The organism is Streptomyces sp. NPDC005302, from assembly GCF_040607345.1.
Taxonomy (GTDB): domain Bacteria; phylum Actinomycetota; class Actinomycetes; order Streptomycetales; family Streptomycetaceae; genus Streptomyces.
The window spans coordinates 12,915-28,731 of record NZ_JBEXGN010000018.1; the positions used below are offsets into that span (position 1 = coordinate 12,915).

The 15,817-nt window shown below is 72.5% G+C and carries 14 protein-coding genes, 1 tRNA gene and 1 pseudogene; 11 read left to right on the forward strand and 5 right to left on the reverse strand.

What is annotated here, in order from left to right; all coding sequences use genetic code 11:
- Positions 1 to 31: 31 nt before the first annotated feature.
- Together ABZT74_RS24560 and pip are read left to right on the forward strand one after the other, a co-directional pair.
- The gene (locus tag ABZT74_RS24560) at positions 32 to 802 is read left to right on the forward strand and encodes a uracil-DNA glycosylase (RefSeq protein WP_356438113.1); all 771 of its coding nucleotides are present in this window, start codon (positions 32 to 34) and stop codon (positions 800 to 802) included.
- 9 nt (positions 803 to 811) lie between these two features.
- Positions 812 to 1,774 carry a prolyl aminopeptidase gene (gene pip, locus ABZT74_RS24565; RefSeq protein ID WP_356438117.1) on the forward strand — a complete coding sequence of 321 codons (963 nt, stop codon included), beginning with the start codon at positions 812 to 814 and terminating at the stop codon, positions 1,772 to 1,774.
- Positions 1,775 to 1,832: 58 nt separating this feature from the next.
- On the opposite strand, the gene ABZT74_RS24570 is transcribed toward pip, so the two are convergent.
- On the reverse strand, positions 1,833 to 2,564 hold the full coding sequence (locus tag ABZT74_RS24570; RefSeq protein ID WP_356176641.1) for a GntR family transcriptional regulator: 732 nt from the start codon (positions 2,562 to 2,564) through the stop codon (positions 1,833 to 1,835).
- 169 nt (positions 2,565 to 2,733) lie between these two features.
- Between ABZT74_RS24570 and ABZT74_RS24575 the strand changes: the two genes are divergently transcribed.
- The 3 genes from ABZT74_RS24575 to ABZT74_RS24585 all read left to right on the forward strand — a co-directional run bounded on the left by ABZT74_RS24575 (position 2,734) and on the right by ABZT74_RS24585 (position 6,086).
- Positions 2,734 to 4,218, forward strand: coding sequence for an NCS1 family nucleobase:cation symporter-1 (locus tag ABZT74_RS24575; RefSeq protein ID WP_356438120.1), 1,485 nt, complete (start codon positions 2,734 to 2,736; stop codon positions 4,216 to 4,218).
- 2 nt (positions 4,219 to 4,220) lie between these two features.
- Positions 4,221 to 4,958: an aspartate/glutamate racemase family protein gene (locus tag ABZT74_RS24580; protein ID WP_356438123.1), complete on the forward strand. Its 738-nt coding sequence runs from the start codon at positions 4,221 to 4,223 to the stop codon at positions 4,956 to 4,958.
- Between the two features lie 126 nt (positions 4,959 to 5,084).
- Complete coding sequence (locus ABZT74_RS24585; RefSeq protein ID WP_356438126.1) at positions 5,085 to 6,086, forward strand: glycoside hydrolase family 6 protein; 1,002 nt, start codon at positions 5,085 to 5,087, stop codon at positions 6,084 to 6,086.
- A 5-nt stretch (positions 6,087 to 6,091) separates the two neighbouring features.
- On the opposite strand, the gene ABZT74_RS24590 is transcribed toward ABZT74_RS24585, so the two are convergent.
- The gene (locus ABZT74_RS24590) at positions 6,092 to 6,499 is read right to left on the reverse strand and encodes a RidA family protein (RefSeq protein ID WP_355869825.1); all 408 of its coding nucleotides are present in this window, start codon (positions 6,497 to 6,499) and stop codon (positions 6,092 to 6,094) included.
- A gap of 244 nt (positions 6,500 to 6,743) precedes the next feature.
- On the opposite strand from ABZT74_RS24590, the gene ABZT74_RS24595 reads away from it, so the two are divergent.
- The 6 genes from ABZT74_RS24595 to ABZT74_RS24620 all read left to right on the forward strand — a co-directional run bounded on the left by ABZT74_RS24595 (position 6,744) and on the right by ABZT74_RS24620 (position 12,038).
- Positions 6,744 to 7,562: a nucleotidyltransferase domain-containing protein gene (locus tag ABZT74_RS24595; protein ID WP_356438335.1), complete on the forward strand. Its 819-nt coding sequence runs from the start codon at positions 6,744 to 6,746 to the stop codon at positions 7,560 to 7,562.
- Between the two features lie 41 nt (positions 7,563 to 7,603).
- On the forward strand, positions 7,604 to 8,341 hold the full coding sequence (locus ABZT74_RS24600) for a hypothetical protein (RefSeq protein ID WP_356438129.1): 738 nt from the start codon (positions 7,604 to 7,606) through the stop codon (positions 8,339 to 8,341).
- Between the two features lie 144 nt (positions 8,342 to 8,485).
- Positions 8,486 to 8,625 (forward strand) — tRNA-Leu (locus ABZT74_RS24605).
- Between the two features lie 331 nt (positions 8,626 to 8,956).
- Entirely contained in the window at positions 8,957 to 10,867 is a 1,911-nt protein-coding gene (locus ABZT74_RS24610; protein ID WP_356438132.1) for an FUSC family protein, read from the forward strand.
- Positions 10,868 to 10,981: 114 nt separating this feature from the next.
- A complete protein-coding gene (locus ABZT74_RS24615; RefSeq protein ID WP_356176651.1) occupies positions 10,982 to 11,668 on the forward strand; it encodes a DUF899 domain-containing protein in 687 nt (228 codons plus the stop codon).
- A gap of 196 nt (positions 11,669 to 11,864) precedes the next feature.
- On the forward strand, positions 11,865 to 12,038 hold the full coding sequence (locus tag ABZT74_RS24620; RefSeq protein ID WP_203661877.1) for a hypothetical protein: 174 nt from the start codon (positions 11,865 to 11,867) through the stop codon (positions 12,036 to 12,038).
- 66 nt (positions 12,039 to 12,104) lie between these two features.
- On the opposite strand, the pseudogene ABZT74_RS24625 reads toward ABZT74_RS24620, so the two are convergent.
- The 3 genes and pseudogenes from ABZT74_RS24625 to ABZT74_RS24635 form a co-directional block, all read right to left on the reverse strand.
- Positions 12,105 to 13,967, reverse strand: a pseudogene (locus ABZT74_RS24625) (ABC transporter ATP-binding protein).
- A gap of 339 nt (positions 13,968 to 14,306) precedes the next feature.
- Positions 14,307 to 14,714, reverse strand: coding sequence for a hypothetical protein (locus tag ABZT74_RS24630; protein ID WP_356176728.1), 408 nt, complete (start codon positions 14,712 to 14,714; stop codon positions 14,307 to 14,309).
- A gap of 35 nt (positions 14,715 to 14,749) precedes the next feature.
- The gene (locus ABZT74_RS24635; protein ID WP_356438135.1) at positions 14,750 to 15,649 is read right to left on the reverse strand and encodes an ATP-binding protein; all 900 of its coding nucleotides are present in this window, start codon (positions 15,647 to 15,649) and stop codon (positions 14,750 to 14,752) included.
- Between the last annotated feature and the right edge of the window lie 168 nt (positions 15,650 to 15,817).

Here is a 15,817-nt window from a genome sequence, read left to right on the forward strand (position 1 = left end):
GCAAGGCCCGGTGCGGTCGTACGGTGGAGGCATGGTGATCGGTGATCCCGGGCCGGACCGGCCGGACCTGGCGGACGGGCTGGAGCGGCTGGACGCGCGGATCGCCGGCTGCCGGGCCTGTCCGAGGCTCGTCGCCTGGCGCGAGGAGGTGGCCGCGACCAAGCGGGCCGCCTTCGCCGACGAGACGTACTGGGGGCGCCCGGTGCCCGGCTTCGGACCGGCCGACGCCTCCCTCCTCGTCATCGGACTCGCGCCCGCGGCACACGGCGGGAACCGCACCGGCCGGATGTTCACGGGGGACCGGTCGGGCGACGTGCTCTACGCGGCACTGCACGAGGTCGGCCTGGCCTCGCAGGCCACCGCGGTCCGTGCGGACGACGGCCTGGAGCTGTACGGCGTCCGCATCACCTCACCCGTGCACTGCGCACCGCCGGCCAACAAGCCGACGCCCGAGGAGCGCGACACCTGCCGCCCCTGGCTCGTCCAGGAGCTGGAGCTGATGCGGCCCACACTGCGTGCCGTGGTCGTCCTCGGCGCCTTCGGCTGGCAGGCGGCGCTGCCCGCGTTCGCCGCGTCCGGGTGGGAAGTCCCGCGTCCCCGGCCGGTGTTCGGCCACGGGGCACATGTGACGCTGGACCGGCCGCGGGACCCGGACGGCGCCGGCCCCCTCGAACTCTTCGGGTGCTTCCACGTGAGCCAGCGGAACACCTTCACCGGAAAGCTCACCCCCGTGATGCTCCGGGAGGTGCTCCGCAGGGCGGCCCGCACCGCGGGGCTGCCGACCCTGCCCGAACGGGGTTAGCCTCGCGCGATGGCCCTGTATCCGGAGACCGAACCGTACGACCACGGCATGCTCGACGTCGGGGACGGCAACCGCGTGTACTGGGAGGTCTGCGGCAATCCCGACGGCAAGCCCGCCCTCATGCTGCACGGCGGCCCGGGGTCGGGATGCACCCCGCACTTCCGGCGCTGGTGCGACCCGGCGAAGTACCGCGTCGTTCTGCTGGACCAGCGCGGCAGCGGCCGCTCCACCCCGCACGCGAGCCACCCCGCCACCGACATGGGCGTCAACACGACGGCCCACGTGATCGGCGACCTGGAGGCGCTGCGCGCCCACCTCGGCGTCGACCGCTGGCTGGTGTGGGGTGTGTCGTGGGGGTCGGTGCTGGGACTGCGGTACGCGCAGACCCATCCGCACGCCGTGTCCGAGCTGGTGCTGACCGGTGTGGCGACCGGCTCCGACGCCGAAGTGGCCCTGCTGACCAGGGGACTGGGACGGATTTTCCCCGAGGATTTCGACCGGTTCCTCGGCGGGCTGCCCGAGCACGAACGCGCCGGGAACCTCGCGGCCGCGTACAACCGGCTGATGGGTTCGCCCGACCCGGAGACCCGGGAGCGGGCGGCCCGGGCCTGGACCGACTGGGAGACGGCCACCGTTCCCGCGCCGCCCCGCTGGGTCGAGCGCTTCGAGGACCCCGTCTTCCGGATGGGCTTCGCCCGCACGGTCACGCACTACTGGGGTAACGGCCACTTCCTCGGGGACGGCGACGACGAGGGCGCCGTCCTGCGGGACGCGCCCCTGCTCGACGGCATTCCCGGCACCCTGGTCCAGGGCAGCCTCGACTTCGGGAACCTGCTCGGCATCGTGTGGCGGCTCCATCAGGCGTGGCCCGGCAGCGAGTTGGTGGTCGTCGACGACGCCGGACACGACACCGGCGCCCTCGGAATGGCGGAGGCACTGATCGAGGCCACGGACCGGTACGCGGCAGGATGACGCCGGGCCGCGCGGACACGTGCGGGGCAAGCCGGGTCAGCGGGTGTGCGCCACCCCGTCAGGCCTCGCCGAACAGATGGCGCACCGTCGAGCGGTAGTTGGCCTGGACGTGGGTGAGGGCCTGGGCGCGGGCCCGCTCGGGGTCGCCGGACGCCACGGCCTCGTACAGCTCGCGGTGTTCGGTGAGGAGTTGAGGCCACTCCTCGTTCTGCCTGGTGAGCCAGCGGAGCCGGCCGTCGACCGGTTCCATGACGGAGATCAGGAGGCTGTTGCCGGCCATCGCGAGAATCCGGTCGTGGAACGCGGTGTTGATGTCGGTGATGGCCTCCGCGTCGTCGGCACCGGTCGCGACGGCCGCGCGGTCGAGCAGGGCGGCGAGTTCGGCCAGCGCATCGGGGGTGGCCCGTGACGCGGCGAGTCCGGCCGCGTAGACCTCCAACGCCTCGCGCAGTTCGAAGAGTTCGGCGACGTCCGTCGGGGTGAGCCGGCGTACGACGGTCCGGCGGGGGGTCTCGAAGAGGACGAAGCCCTCGGCGACCAGCGCGCGGATCGCCTCGCGGACCGGAACCCGGGAGACCCCGAACCGCTCGGCCAGCTCGCGCTCGACCAGCCGGTCGCCGGGGCGCAGCCGTCCGGCCATGATCTCCTGCCGCAGGGTCGCCAGGACCCGCTCGCGCACGGCTCCGAGGGGCTCCCGCTCCCCGCCCGCGGGCACCCGCTCCGCGTCGGGACGCCGGGGCGCTCCGCCGGAGCGTTCCGGGCCCGCGCCCAGGGGGTCGATCTTCGTCATGGGCCCATCTTCGCCGACGCCGGAGGTGTTTTACGGAGCCGTAACCGCAAGGACATCGGTCGGAACGGTTGACGGCGGGACCATGTCGGCAGTTTGGTATACCAAACACGCCTCGCTCGGATGCCCGCACCGCACCGCCGCCCTCCGTCCCCTCGTCCATGGAGGCCCCGTGTCCCTCGCCGATCGCGCCGAAGCCACCGGTGCACCAGCGTTCGTCCCCGACCCCCGGCTCACCAACGAAGACCTCGCCCCCGCCGAGAAGCGGAACTGGAAGGTCTTCGACCTCTTCGCCATGTGGATGTCCGACGTCCACAACCTCGGCAACTACACGTTCGCGGCCGGCCTGTTGGTCCTCGGCATGAACGTCTGGCAGATCTTCACCTCCCTGCTCGTCGGCTTCGTGATCATCTATGCCGGGATGAACCTGATGGGCCGCGTCGGACAGCGCACCGGGGTCCCCTTCCCGGTCGTCAGCCGCATCAGCTTCGGCGTCTGGGGCGCGAACATCCCCGCGCTGATCAGGGCCGTCATCGCCATCATGTGGTACGGCATCCAGACCTACCTGGCGTCCGTCGCCGTCAACGTCATGCTGCTCGCGGCCTGGCCCGGTCTGGAGTCGTGGACCCACCACTCCTTCGTCGGCCTGGACGCCCTCGGCTGGACGTCCTTCGTCTCCCTCTGGCTGGTCCAGGCGCTGATCATCAGTCGGGGCATGGAGTCGGTGCGCAAGTTCCAGGATTTCTGCGGACCGGCCATCTGGCTCGTGATGATCGCGCTCGCGATCTGGGTCCTGGCGAAGGCCGGCTGGAGCATCTCGCTCACCGCGACCCCGCACCCGGTGCCGGTCGGCGAACAGTGGCGGCAGTGGTTCGGCGCCGTCGGGCTGATCCTCGCCACCTACGGCACGCTGATGCTCAACTTCTGCGACTTCTCGCGCTTCGCGCCCAGCTACAAGACCGTGCGGCGCGGCAACTTCTGGGGCCTGCCCATCAACTCCACGGCCTTCGTGATCGTGTCCGTCATCGTCACGGCCGGCTCCATCGAGGCGTTCGGCGAGGCCATCACCGACCCGGCGCTCCTCGTCGCCAAGGTCGGCAACACCTGGGTCCTCGTCCTCGGCGCCCTGACCTTCGCCATCGCCACGATGGGCGTCAACATCGTCGCCAACTTCGTCTCCCCGGCCTACGACCTCGCCAACGTCTGGCCGCAGAAGATCACGTTCAAGGTCGGCGGCATGATCAGCACCGTCGCCGCACTGGTCGTGACCCCCTGGAACCTCTTCTCCAACCCCACCGTCGTCAACTACTTCCTCGGCGGCCTCGGCGCTTTCCTGGGACCGCTGTTCGGCGTGATCATGCTCGACTACTACTGGGTCAAGCGCGGCCACGTCGACGTGGAGCAGCTCTTCAACGCCCAGCCGGGCTCCCGCTACTACTACCGCCGAGGCTTCAACCCCAAGGCGCTGTGGGCGTTCCTGCCCTCGGCGGCGGTCGCCGCGGTCCTCGCCCTGGTGAAGGACTTCAGCGACGTGGCCCCGTACTCCTGGTTCATCGGCACGGCGATGGCGGCCGGACTCTACGCGCTGCTGTGCCGCTCCGAGCGGGCCGCGGCCGAACCGGCTCCCGCCCACGACACCGTTCCCGTGGAGGGCTGAGCGTGCGGATCGTCGTCACCAACTGCAACACGACGCAGGAGATGACCGAGGAGATCGTACGAGGTGCCCGGGCCGCAGCAGGCCCGGGCACCACCGTGCTCGGGCTCACCCCCGCCTGGGGACCCGAGTCCGCCGAGGGCTGGCTCGACAGCTACCTCTCGGCGGCGGCCGTCCTCGACACCCTGCGCACCTACGAGGGCCCGTACGACGCCGTCGTGCTGGCCGGCTTCGGAGAGCACGGCCGGGAGGGCGCACGGGAACTCCTCGACGTCCCGGTCGTGGACATCACGGAGGCCGCGGCACACCTCGCCTGTCTCCTCGGCCGCCGCTACGGCGTCGTCACCACCCTGGAACGCTCCCGCGGCCAGATCGAGGACAGCCTGCACGCCGCCGGAGTCGCCCAGAACTGCGCCGCCGTCGTCGGCACCGGCCTCGGCGTCCTCGACCTGGGCGACACCGTTCGCACCCAGGACGCCTTCGTGGCCGCGGCGGAACGGGCCCGGGAGGCCGGCGCCGAGGTCCTCGTCCTCGGCTGCGCCGGGATGACCGGCCTGCAACGGGCGGTCGGCGAGAAGCTCGGGATCCCCGTGGTCGACGGCGTCGCCGCGGCGGTCAAACTCGCCGAGTCGCTGGTGTCCCTCGGGCTGACCACGAGCAGGGCGGGCGGCTACGCGCGACCGCTCCCCAAACGCCGCACCTGGGGCCGCCCGGCGCCCGGACACCCCCCTCCGACGGGGTGATCCCTCGGCGACCCGGGCGATGCCGGACCGTCGGCCGCCCCTGCCGGCCCCAGACTCCCCGGAGAGCGGACACAGGTCCGGCCGCCGGGCCGGTGGACGGCACCGGCACAGAGAACGGAGCGGTTCGTGCCACTGAGGAGAGCGCTGGTCGCCGCCGTGCTGGCCGGGATCTGGGCCACCGGCACGGCCTGCACCCCCGGTACCGTCACCGGCCACGACGCGGCGGGTCCTAGTGGCCGGCGCGGTGCCGCCGACGAGTCCTTCTTCGTGGAACCCGGGTCGCCCGCCGCACGCCAGGCGGTCGCATGGCGCGCCGCGGGGCTCACGGCCGACGCCCACCTGATGGACCGCATCGCCGCTCGCCCCCAGGCGGAGTGGCTCACCGGTCCGAACCCCGAGGCGGCCGTCCGGGACCGCACGACGGCCGCCGCGCAGCAGAAGCGCATCGCCGTCCTCGTCGCCTACTACATCCCGCACCGCGACTGCGGTGCTCACTCCGCCGGGGGAGCCCCGAGCGCGGCGGCCTACCGTTCCTGGATCGACGCCTTCGCGGCGGGCCTCGGCGACCGGAGCGCTTACGTCGTCGTCGAACCGGACGCCGTGCCGCACACCGTGGCCGGCTGCGCCCGGGCCGACGCGGCGCAGCGGTACGCGCTGCTGGCGTACGCCGTCGACCGCCTCGGACGGCAGCGCGGCACCCGCGTCTACCTCGACGCGGGCAACCCCGGCTGGATCCCGGACCCCGCCCAACTCGTCGGCCCGCTGCGGGCCTCGGGCGTGGCGCGCGCCGACGGAGTCGCCCTGAACGTCTCCAACTTCCATTCGGACAGGTCCACTTCGGCGTACGGGAAGCGGCTCTCGGGCCTGCTCGGCGGCACGCACCTTCTCATCGACACCAGCCGCAACGGCAACGGCACCTACCTCGGACCCGGGGCCGACCTCTGGTGCAACCCGCCGGGCCGTGCCCTCGGCCGGGCACCGACCCGGCACACCGGAGACCCGCTGATCGACGCCTACCTGTGGATCAAACGACCGGGCGAGTCCGACGGCACCTGCCGAGGCGGCCCCGCCGCGGGCCGGTGGTGGCCGTCCTACGCGCTGGAACTGGCCGCGAACGCGCGCGGCTGACCTCGCTACGGGGTGTCCGGTACGACCGCGGTCGCCGTGATCTCCACCAGCTGTCCGGTGTACCCGAGGCAGGCGACGCCCAGCAGGGTCGAGGAGTGCGGGCCGGCGCTGAGCCCGGATTCCTCGACGACCTCCCAGACGGCGGACAGCACCGCCGGCTCGGCGCTGACGACGTAGACGTCCGTCGACACGACATGCGCCATGTCGCTTCCGACGGCGCGCAGTTGCTCGTCGAGGTTGGCCAGTACCTGCACGGCCTGCCGCACGGGATCGTCCGGCCCGACCAGCTTCCCGTCGACGTCGAGCGGCACGGACCCGGCGAGGAAGGCCAGCCGCGTCCCGGCCTCGACGACGGAGGCGTGGGCGTAGACGGGCGGCGCGAAGAGGCTGGGCACGGTGACACGCTGGATCATGGGAGCTCCGGTCGGGGAGGGGATGGCGACGGACGGACGCACAGACGGACAGATTGACGGACAGACAGACAGACAGACAGGCAGACGGATGGACGGACGGACAGGCGGGCGGACGCGGGGTCCGGTGGGGGCGACCCGCCGATGATGCGCCGCGGACCGGGGGTCCCGCAGCCGGTTTCCCCGGGAAAACCACTCGACGCCGAGGCCGTCCGCGACCATCCTCGACGCCGTGGACCTCGATGCCATGAACACCGAGAACGGGAGGCCGGTTCGGTTGACCGCGGATGACGACGCGTTCCTCGAACAGGTCGCCGACCGGCTCCTCGCTCTGCCGGGCGTGCGATCCGTGGCGCTCGGGGGGTCGCGCGCGCAGGGCACGCATCGGCCGGACAGCGACTGGGACCTCGCGGTCTACTATCGGGGCGCGTTCGACCCCGAGGACCTCAGGGCCGTGGGCTGGCCGGGGGAGGTCTCCGAGATCGGCGGCTGGGGCGGCGGGGTGTTCAACGGCGGCGCCTGGCTGACCGTCGACGGACGCCGGGTCGACGTCCACTACCGGGATCTCGACGTCGTGGAAAGCGAGTTGACGCGGGCGCGGGCCGGCCGGTTCGCGATCGAGCCGCTCCTCTTCCACCTCGCGGGCATCCCCACGTACCTGATCGTCGCCGAACTCGCCGTCAACCGCGTCCTGCGCGGTGACGACATCCCGCGCCCGCACGGCTACCCGCCCGAACTCCGCGCGCACGCCTCGGCGCGCTGGTTCGGCAGCGCGCGCGCCAACCTCTCCTACGCGCTGGCCAACCACGCCCCCGCCGGCCGCGTCACGGAGGCCCTGGGCGCGCTGGCGACGGCCGCCGTCCAGACCGGCCACGGGGTGCTCGCGGCGCGCGGCGAGTGGGTGACGAACGAGAAGCGGCTGCTGGAACGGGCCGGGCTCCGAGGCGTCGACGAACTGGCCGAGCGCGCCGGCCGCGATCCCGAGTCGCTGGCCGCCGTCCTCACCGCCGCGGAGCGGCTGTTCGCCGCCGTCGAACAGGCCGCGCCGCATCCTCCGTACGAATAATGCCTCGAACAAGCCCTGTTGGCGCTGCTACGGTCACCGACGTGGCGAAACTCAATCAGATCATCGCAGTCGAGAAGGGCATCAAGTCCAAGTCCCACCAGGACCTGACGGCTGCTCATCACGGGCTCCAGAAGCCGGCGTTGCTCGCCGGCATCTCGCGGACCTACCAGCCGAAGGACGAGGAGGGCGAGCAGCTCCCGCCCGAGTCCACCCGGGTGCAGGTGCAGGCCGAGGACGTACTGCGGGACACCGCGGCGACCCTGACCCGGCTGTTCGACGTGACCGCCACCAAGGACTGGGCCAACTGCTCCGCGCGGGCGGACGTGAAGGTCGACGGACGCGTCCTCGTCCCCGGTGTACCGGTGTCGTACCTGCTCTTCCTGGAGAAGCAGCTCACCGACCTCAACACGTTCGTGCGCAAGCTGCCCGTCCTCGACGCCTCGGAGTCCTGGGTGCGGGACCCGTCCACCGACGCCTGGAAGACCGAGCCGGTGCGGACCCTGCGCACGAAGAAGGTCCCCCGCAACCACGTCAAGGCCGAGGCCACCGAGAACCACCCGGCCCAGGTCGAGGTGTACTACGAGGACATCCCCGTCGGCTACTGGACGACCGTCAAGTTCTCCGGCGCCCTGCCCGCCCGCCGCGTGAACCAACTCCTCGACCGCGTCGAGAAGTTGCAGCAGGCCGTCAAGTTCGCCCGCGAGGAGGCCAACGGCGAGGACGTCGTCGACCAGCGGGTGGGGGACGCGGTGTTCGGCTACCTGTTCGCACAGGAGTAGCCTCTGAAACTCCCCGGCCACATCATCACGGCCGGGGTGCGCGAGGAGCGCAAGCTGAACCTGAAGCTTGTCGTGAATGCACGGTTCCAGTGGAGGTTCGAGTCCTCCCCGCGGCACCAGCGGCACTCCACCGAGTGCCCACGAGCCGCGGTAGCCCAATCGGCAGAGGCAGACCGTGATCAATCTCAGACTCTTGCTCCAGACTCAGCATTCGCCGCCGATCGCCGGATCGACCGGGCCCAGGCCCCAGACGTCGAAATGCTGGTTCAAGTCCAGCCCGCGCAGCTCGATGCGTGGTGGTCCAAAGGCAGGACGCGGCGACATAACGACTGACCTGGGTCCTCAAGCGTGCCGGTGTGCGACATGGCGGCACTTCCAGGGTCCGGGGGCCGGCTACGCCCTCGGACCCGCTCCTCCTCACGTCGTGCTCTCCCGCTTCGAGGAGACGGGCATCCCACGTCTTGATCGCGTGCACAGAGAATCCGGTCCTCCCGTGAACCGTCACACCGTGGACATGTACGCGATCACGTTCCACCGGCAACGCGCAGTACCGTAGGACCGCACCAGCCCGGCCGACGTCGCCCGAAGGCACCCGCCTCGTCCGACAGGAGCCCCGTGCGCCCCACCCGCGTCGCCGTACCGCCCTGGCTCGCCCACGCCCTGCGCAGACAGCGCGGACCTGTCCCCTGGAACGCGGTCGTGCGCGGTGCGCTCGCCGCCGGGCCGCTGTTGCTCGCGGCCGTCCTGAGCGGCCGTACCTCTCTCGGAGTCGTCGCCGCCCTCGGCGCCATGTTCGCCGGGATCAACGACCGGCCGGGCAGCCGGCGCGTCGCCGTCGAACGGCTCGGCGTGCCCGCCCTCGCCGGAGCCGCCGGGCTGCTCGTCGGCTCGTACACCGGACAGCACGCCGGCGCCGTCACCCTCACCCTCGTCCTGACCGCGCTCGGGCTGCTCGCCGGCGCCGTCAGCGCGATCGGACCCGTCGCCTCCGGTGCCGGGACCCAGCTCCTCGTCGCCTCGGCCATCGGCGCGGGCATGCCGCTGCCCGAACCGGGATGGCAGCGCGCGCTCCTCTTCCTCGGCGGCGCGGCCTGGCTCCTCGGCCTGCGCCTCGTCCTGCCGACGACCGCCGTGACCGCGGGCGACTACCGCTTCGACGGCGAGCGGCACGCCGTCGCGGGGGTGTACGACGCCGTCGCCCGGCTGCTGCTCGCGGCCGGGGGACCGGACGCGCCCCGGGCCCGCGTCGCGCTCACCGCCGCACTCGACCAGGCACAGGACGCCCTCACCGGACCCCGGCTGCGGCGATACGCGAGCTCCGCGGCCGAACGGCGGCTGCGCGCGCAGTATGCCGCCGCACTGCCCCTCGCCGAAGCCGCCACCGCCCTCGCCTGGGCGGGCGAACCCCTGCCCGGACGGGCCGCGGAAGGACCCCGGCGGCTCGCCCACGCCGTCCGAACCGGCGCCCCCACCGGGCCGCTGCCCGCACCCGCCGTCCCCGGCAGCCGCACCCGCCCGCCGCACGACACCTCCGGCGCTCCCGCGCTGCGCGCCCTCCATGACGCGCTGCTGCACGCCGCCGACACCTTCGACCGGGGCTCCGGGGACGCCCTGCACGCCCGCCGCCGTACCGCCGTCTCCCACCTGCGCACCGCCCTCGGCTCCGGCGGACGCGAGTACGGGATCCGCGTCGCCCTCAGCTTCGGGACCGCCGTCGCCGTCGCCCAGGTGCTGCACCACGCACGCTGGTACGGCAACCACCCCCACTGGTACTGGCTCCCCGCGACCGCCGTCTTCCTCGTCAAGCCGGACCTCGGACCGCTCGCCTCCCGCGTGCTGTGCCGGGCGGCGGGCACCGTGCTCGGCGCCGTCGCGTTCGCCGGCCTCGCGGCCGTGCTGCCCCGGCCGGAAGGGCTCGTCGCCCTCGTCGCGCTCAGCGGCGCCCTCATCCCCGTCGCCACCCGGCACTTCGCCGCCCAGACCGCCGTCGTCACCGTCCTGGTCCTCGCCCTCGTGATGGTCGGCGGCGAACCGCAGGCCTCCTGGAACCGCCTCGGCGAGACCCTGCTGGCCTGCGCGATCGTGCTGGTCGTCGGGCACCTGCCGACGCTCGGGCAGCGCGGCGGCACCGTACGGGCCCGGCTCACCCGGGCCACCCAGGCAGCCGACGACTACCTCGCCCACGTCCTCGACGACGGAACGGCCGACGACCGCCCCGGCCGCTGGGTGCTGCGCCGGGAGGCCTACCGCTCCCTGGCCGAGGCTCGGGCGGCCATCGAACTGGCCGCCGCCGAACTCCCCGCCCTGGCACGGCACTCCGCTGGTACGGACGACGTCGCCGTCACCCTGGAACGCCTCGTCGACACCGCCACCGCGTGCGCCGTGCAGCTCGACGACGCCGGCCGGCTCGCCCCCCAGCACACCGAGCGCGTCACCCAGCTCCTCGGCGAACTGGCCGAGCACCGCGAGCGCGTGGGCCTGACGCCCGCCCCGGTGCGGCCGGCGACAGCGACCACCGGAGGCTGACCGCCGCGGACAACGGCCTCTCGCGGCCGCGAAAAAAGAAATCCCGGAACTCCGATGAGTTCCGCTCCTCCCGCCGGTCAGCACAGAGCAGGCACCGTTTCGTTGGAGGGGCACATGACGCTTCCGGAGATCGTCTCGCGCGAGGAGTGGCGCGCCGCACGCGAAGAACTGCTGGTCAGGGAGAAGGCGGCGACCCGCGCCCGGGACGCCCTCAACGCGGCGAGGCGCGGCCTGCCGATGGTCGAGATCGACAAGGAGTACGTCTTCGAGAGCGGCGACGGCAAGGCGACCCTGCTCGACCTCTTCCGCGGACGGGACCAACTCGTCGTCCAGCACTTCATGTTCGCCCCCGAATGGGACGCCGGCTGCCGCAGCTGCTCGGGATTCCTCGACCAGATCGGACACCTCGCCCATCTGCGGGCCCGCGGCACCGAGTTCGCCGTCGTGTCCCGGACGCCGTACACGAAGATCCTGCCGTTCAAGGCGCGGATGGGCTGGACGGTGCCGTGGTACTCGTCGTACGACAGCGACTTCAACCACGACTTCCAGGTCTCGTCCGGCGGCGACGAGCCCGCCGAGCGGCCGGGTGTGAGCTGCTTCCTGCGGGACCGGGACCGTGTCTTCCACACGTACTCCACGTACGAGCGCGGCCTCGACGGGCTCGGCTCCACGACCTCCCTGCTCGACCTCACCGCGCTGGGGCGACAGGAGGAGTGGGAGGAGCCCCGGGGGCGCGCGTCCGCACTGGGGGCGCCCGCAGGGAGTGAACGCATCCGGTACCACGACGAGTACGACGACTGAAGCCATCCCGCCGCCTCGCGGACGGGACCGCTCCAGGCCGCTGACCTGCGATGTTCTCTCTTTCTCTGGTGTGTCGCGCGCCACATCGGGCTCCGTGACCCGGTGTCGGCTTCGTCTCAGTACTGTCACTTCCCGAGTCGTTCACCCCCTGGCAGGCGTTTAACTCTTGAAGAGCAGCGCGACATGGAGGTACAGGGTGAACGGGCGAATGGTGCTGGAGCGCTTTCCGGCCGGCGGACCGCGCGGGTCGTGGCCCGCGGAGGAGTTCGCGCAGGCGCGCCGCAAGGAGGGCCAGACCGTCGAGGTCGTCATGGACCTCACCTCCGACACGTTTCTCGTCGTGGTCGGCGGGAGTGACCTGGGCGAGTGAGGCGCAACGCCGTGAGTGACGCGAGCGGAGCGGGGAACGCGCGCCGCCGGGCCGGCACCGTACGGCTCAGCCGCCCTTGGGGGCGGGCACCTTCGCCGTGAACTGGTCGGCCTGCAGCGCGTACAGCTCCGCGTAGACCCCGCCCGTGGCCAGCAGCTCGTCCGGGGTCCCGGACTCCACGAGCCGGCCCTGGTCCAGGACGTGCACGAGATCGGCATGGCGCACGGACGCCAGGCGGTGAGTGATGAGAACGACCGTCTGCCCCGTCCCCGCCAGGGCCCTGATCTTCTCGAAGACCTCCAGCTCGGCCCGGGCGTCGAGCGCCGCCGTCGGCTCGTCCACGATCAGGATGCGGCCGCGCCGGTACGCGGCCCGGGCGATGCCGAGCCGCTGCCACTGCCCGCCCGACAGCTCGTGTCCGCCGCTGAAGCCGCGGGCCAGCAGGGTGTCCAGGCCGCGGGGCAGGTCCGCGACCACATCCTCCGCGCCCGCCTCCGCCACCGACTACGCGAGCCGCTCCTCCGTCAGGGGAGCGGACGTACGTCCCACCGCCACGTTGACGCGGGCCGTGAACGGCCACCGCTTGAAGTCCTGCGCCACCATCGCGATGCGGCCCGCGAGTTGCCGCCGGTCCGCCGTCGCCGCGTCGACACCGTCCCACAGGATCCGGCCGCCGTCCGGCTTGTAGAGCCCGGCGAGCAGCTTCACCAGGGTCGTCTTCCCCGAACCGTTCTCCCCGACGAGAGCCACGATCCTGCCCAGCGGCAGACTCAGCGTGACGTCCGCGAGCGCCGGCCGGCTCGCCTCGCCCGGATAGCTGAAGGTGACGTTCTCGAAGCGGACCTCGCTCGGATCGTCGGGCAGCGGGTCGCCGCCCGTGGGGATGGCCCGCTCCGCCGCCTCGGCGTACAGCCGGTGCAGATCGCCCACGAACAGGGCCTCCTCGTGCAGGGAGTTGATCTCCAGGACGAGGGTGTCGAGGCTGGCCGAGCCCGTGCGGATGGCGATCACGGCCGTACCGGCGACGGAGAGTGCCATCGCCCCGGCGAGCAGCAGACCGCCGAGCGTGGCGTACGTCCCCACCGTGGCGAGCCCGGTCCAGGCGGCCGCGATCAGTCCCGTACGGGCCGAGAGCCGCGCGAGCCGCGCCTGTTCCGCCTCCGCCGTCTCCGACATCTCATGGAAGTGCCGCAGCAGGAACGGCCCGACGTCGTGCACCCGGATCTCCGGCGCCGCCGCGGGCTCCGTCAGCAGGTTGCCGATCAGATGTCCGGCGCGGGCGTGCTGCACCCAGGTGTGGAACGACTCGTAGCGGCGGCGGGCGATGGTCAGCGCGCTCCAGGCGCTCGGCAGCGTCATCGTCACGAGAAGCGGCAGCAGGGCGGGATGCAGCACGGTGAGGACACCGGCCGCCGCGCAGAGCGAGATCAGCGCGTTGACCACCCGGGTGGCGACACTGATCATGCGGCGGGCGGACTGGGCCCCGTACTGCGCGGTGTCCAGCAGCTTGTGGAACGCGTCGTCCTCGATCGCCGACAGCTCGACCGCCGCCGCCCGCTCCAGATACAGCTCGGTCGCCACCCGCTCGACCTTCGGCTCCAGGCGGCCGGTGGCGTACGTCGAGGCCGCCCGCAGCAGTGTGCCCACCACCATCACGGCCGCCATCGTGATCAGTGCCGGGAGTGCTCCCCGCAGTCGGTCGTCGACCGGGCCGCTCGCCATCAGCCGCCCCAGCGCGCTGTTGACGGCGAGCAGGCCGACGGCCTGGGTCCCGCCCCGCGCCACCTCGGCCGTCACCACCACCCGGGCCGCGCGCGGATCCGCCGTCCAGGCGAGGCGGAAGCTGGACGCGAGCAGCGACGGCAGTCGTGCCACCATCGCGCGGAGGTTCAACTCCAGGAAGGCGTCCGCGTGTTGGGACCAGCCCATGTCGTAGCGGAGCGGTCCGCCGAACAGCAACCGCTCGGAGTCCGACGACGGAGGACCCTCGTCATCACGCTTCCGTTTCCGCGGGGACCTCTTCCTCCGCGTGCTGCGCTGGGGTGCGGGATTCTCCACGAGCGGCCTCCCCGGGGGCTGCGGACACAGCCCCTCCCGGGCCGGCCCGCACGGACCCTTCCCCGGGAACGTGACGCTCCATCGGCGCGGCCGGTGGCGTTCGCCGGCGATCGGCGCACTCCGGGCGCACCCGCGACACCGGCGGGCGGTCCCCGCGAGCCCCCGGGACCGTCGGGCGGACGGCATGACCGAGGGGCCTTGCGAGGTGGCTCAGGCGCTGATCGGACGCGACCAGACGGGTGTCGTGCCCGTCACCCGGCACACGGCCAGATACAGGGGGATCGGCGGGGTGTACGGAAGCGTTCCATCCGGTTTGTGGATGAGCCCGGGAATCTGCGGGGCGTCCGGCACGACGGCCCCCGTGGCGTAGTGGGCGGGCGCGGGCCATTCCAGGGCGACATCGGAGTCGGAAGGAACGATCCACCACCAGTGCGCCGGGTCCGCGTAGACGCAGCCCACGCGGGGCAGCCGCGACAGCAGCAGTGGGCCGAGGCGGGCGGGCACCGATACCGCGTCACAGCCCAGCGGCACCGTCATATCGTCGGGGACGGGGAGACGTCTCGACGGCTCGGGCGTGCGTTGCCCGCGCTTCATCCGGACCAGCGTGTCCAGGCTCATGGCCCGCGTCGCGAGTCCCGCCGTCGGCGTACGCCTCACAGACTCCTCCGATCCCGATCCCGATCCCGATCCCGATCCCGATCCTGATGCCGGCTGTGGGCGGAGGGGTCCCGGGGAACCCCCACGGTTCCTGTCCTCCAGGACCCCTCCGCCCCCTCCGCCCCGGTCCCCCGACCGTCGTTCGGCGGCTTCTTCGCGCTCCAGCCCAGATCGGCCCGCGGGCGGGTGTCCGCGTCAGGCGAGCCGTCCTCCGGGCGGGTGTGGTCCGGCCGGGCCTGGTCCGGAATCGCCTGGTCCGGTCCCGCGTGGCCCTGCCCCGAGTCACGGGGCACGGTGGGCGGTGCCGCCGGTGCGGAACCGGCCCCGAAAACGGCTTCGAGCCGGTCCAGGTCGTCCAGGCCGACGGGTTCCGGCACCGCTTCCACGCCGTCGTCGTTCTTGTGGGCCCGGCCTGCCGAGCGCGCGAGCTCCGCCCACACCAGCAGGCCGGGCCCGGTGTCCTGGGCCCCCCAGGCCCTGGACACTGCCGCGACGAGAAGCAATCCCCTCCCGTGCTCCTCGTCCGGCCGTTCCGACGAGGGGCGCGGTTCACCCGGCGCACATCCCTCGTCACACACGGCTATACGCACCAGGTCGTCGACGTCGTGCAGTTCGCACACGACGCGCTGCCCGGCGGCGTGCACGATCGCGTTGGTGACCAGCTCGGAGACCACGAGGGCCGCCGTGTCGCAGGTGTCCTCGCACACCGACCAGCCGGACAGGCGGGACCGGGTCAGGCGTCTCGCCCGGGCCACGGAGCCGGGGTGTGCGGCCAGCTCGAAGCGGAACCGCCGTTCGGCTGCCGCGCCGGGGCGATGCCCTCGGGCGGCGCGGAGACCGGACCGGTCTTCGGCGGTGTCTGTTCCTAACGGCGCGGACGGAATCACGCTTGCCACTATCGCCCCGCCGTGAACACTTGGCAAGTGTCACTCTGAAAAATGCAGAGTGCTGTATGACGCCGTGGAGGCGCGTGGCACACTGCTTGCAACAGCATCCCGAGCGGCGCCAGTTGGGATCGTCGAGGAAGACGAGGAAGAACCCGAACGGCGCTGCCCGGGCTGTCC

What these genes read in the sequence shown, in the direction of transcription:
- ABZT74_RS24560 (WP_356438113.1), top strand. Translation starts at nt 32, where the DNA reads ATGGTGATCGGTGATCCCGGGCCGGACCGGCCGGACCTGGCGGACGGG.
- pip (WP_356438117.1), top strand. Translation starts at nt 812, where the DNA reads ATGGCCCTGTATCCGGAGACCGAACCGTACGACCACGGCATGCTCGAC.
- ABZT74_RS24570 (WP_356176641.1), bottom strand. Translation starts at nt 2,564, where the DNA reads ATGACGAAGATCGACCCCCTGGGCGCGGGCCCGGAACGCTCCGGCGGA.
- ABZT74_RS24590 (WP_355869825.1), bottom strand. Translation starts at nt 6,499, where the DNA reads ATGATCCAGCGTGTCACCGTGCCCAGCCTCTTCGCGCCGCCCGTCTAC.
- ABZT74_RS24595 (WP_356438335.1), top strand. Translation starts at nt 6,744, where the DNA reads ATGAACACCGAGAACGGGAGGCCGGTTCGGTTGACCGCGGATGACGAC.
- ABZT74_RS24615 (WP_356176651.1), top strand. Translation starts at nt 10,982, where the DNA reads ATGACGCTTCCGGAGATCGTCTCGCGCGAGGAGTGGCGCGCCGCACGC.
- ABZT74_RS24630 (WP_356176728.1), bottom strand. Translation starts at nt 14,714, where the DNA reads ATGAGCCTGGACACGCTGGTCCGGATGAAGCGCGGGCAACGCACGCCC.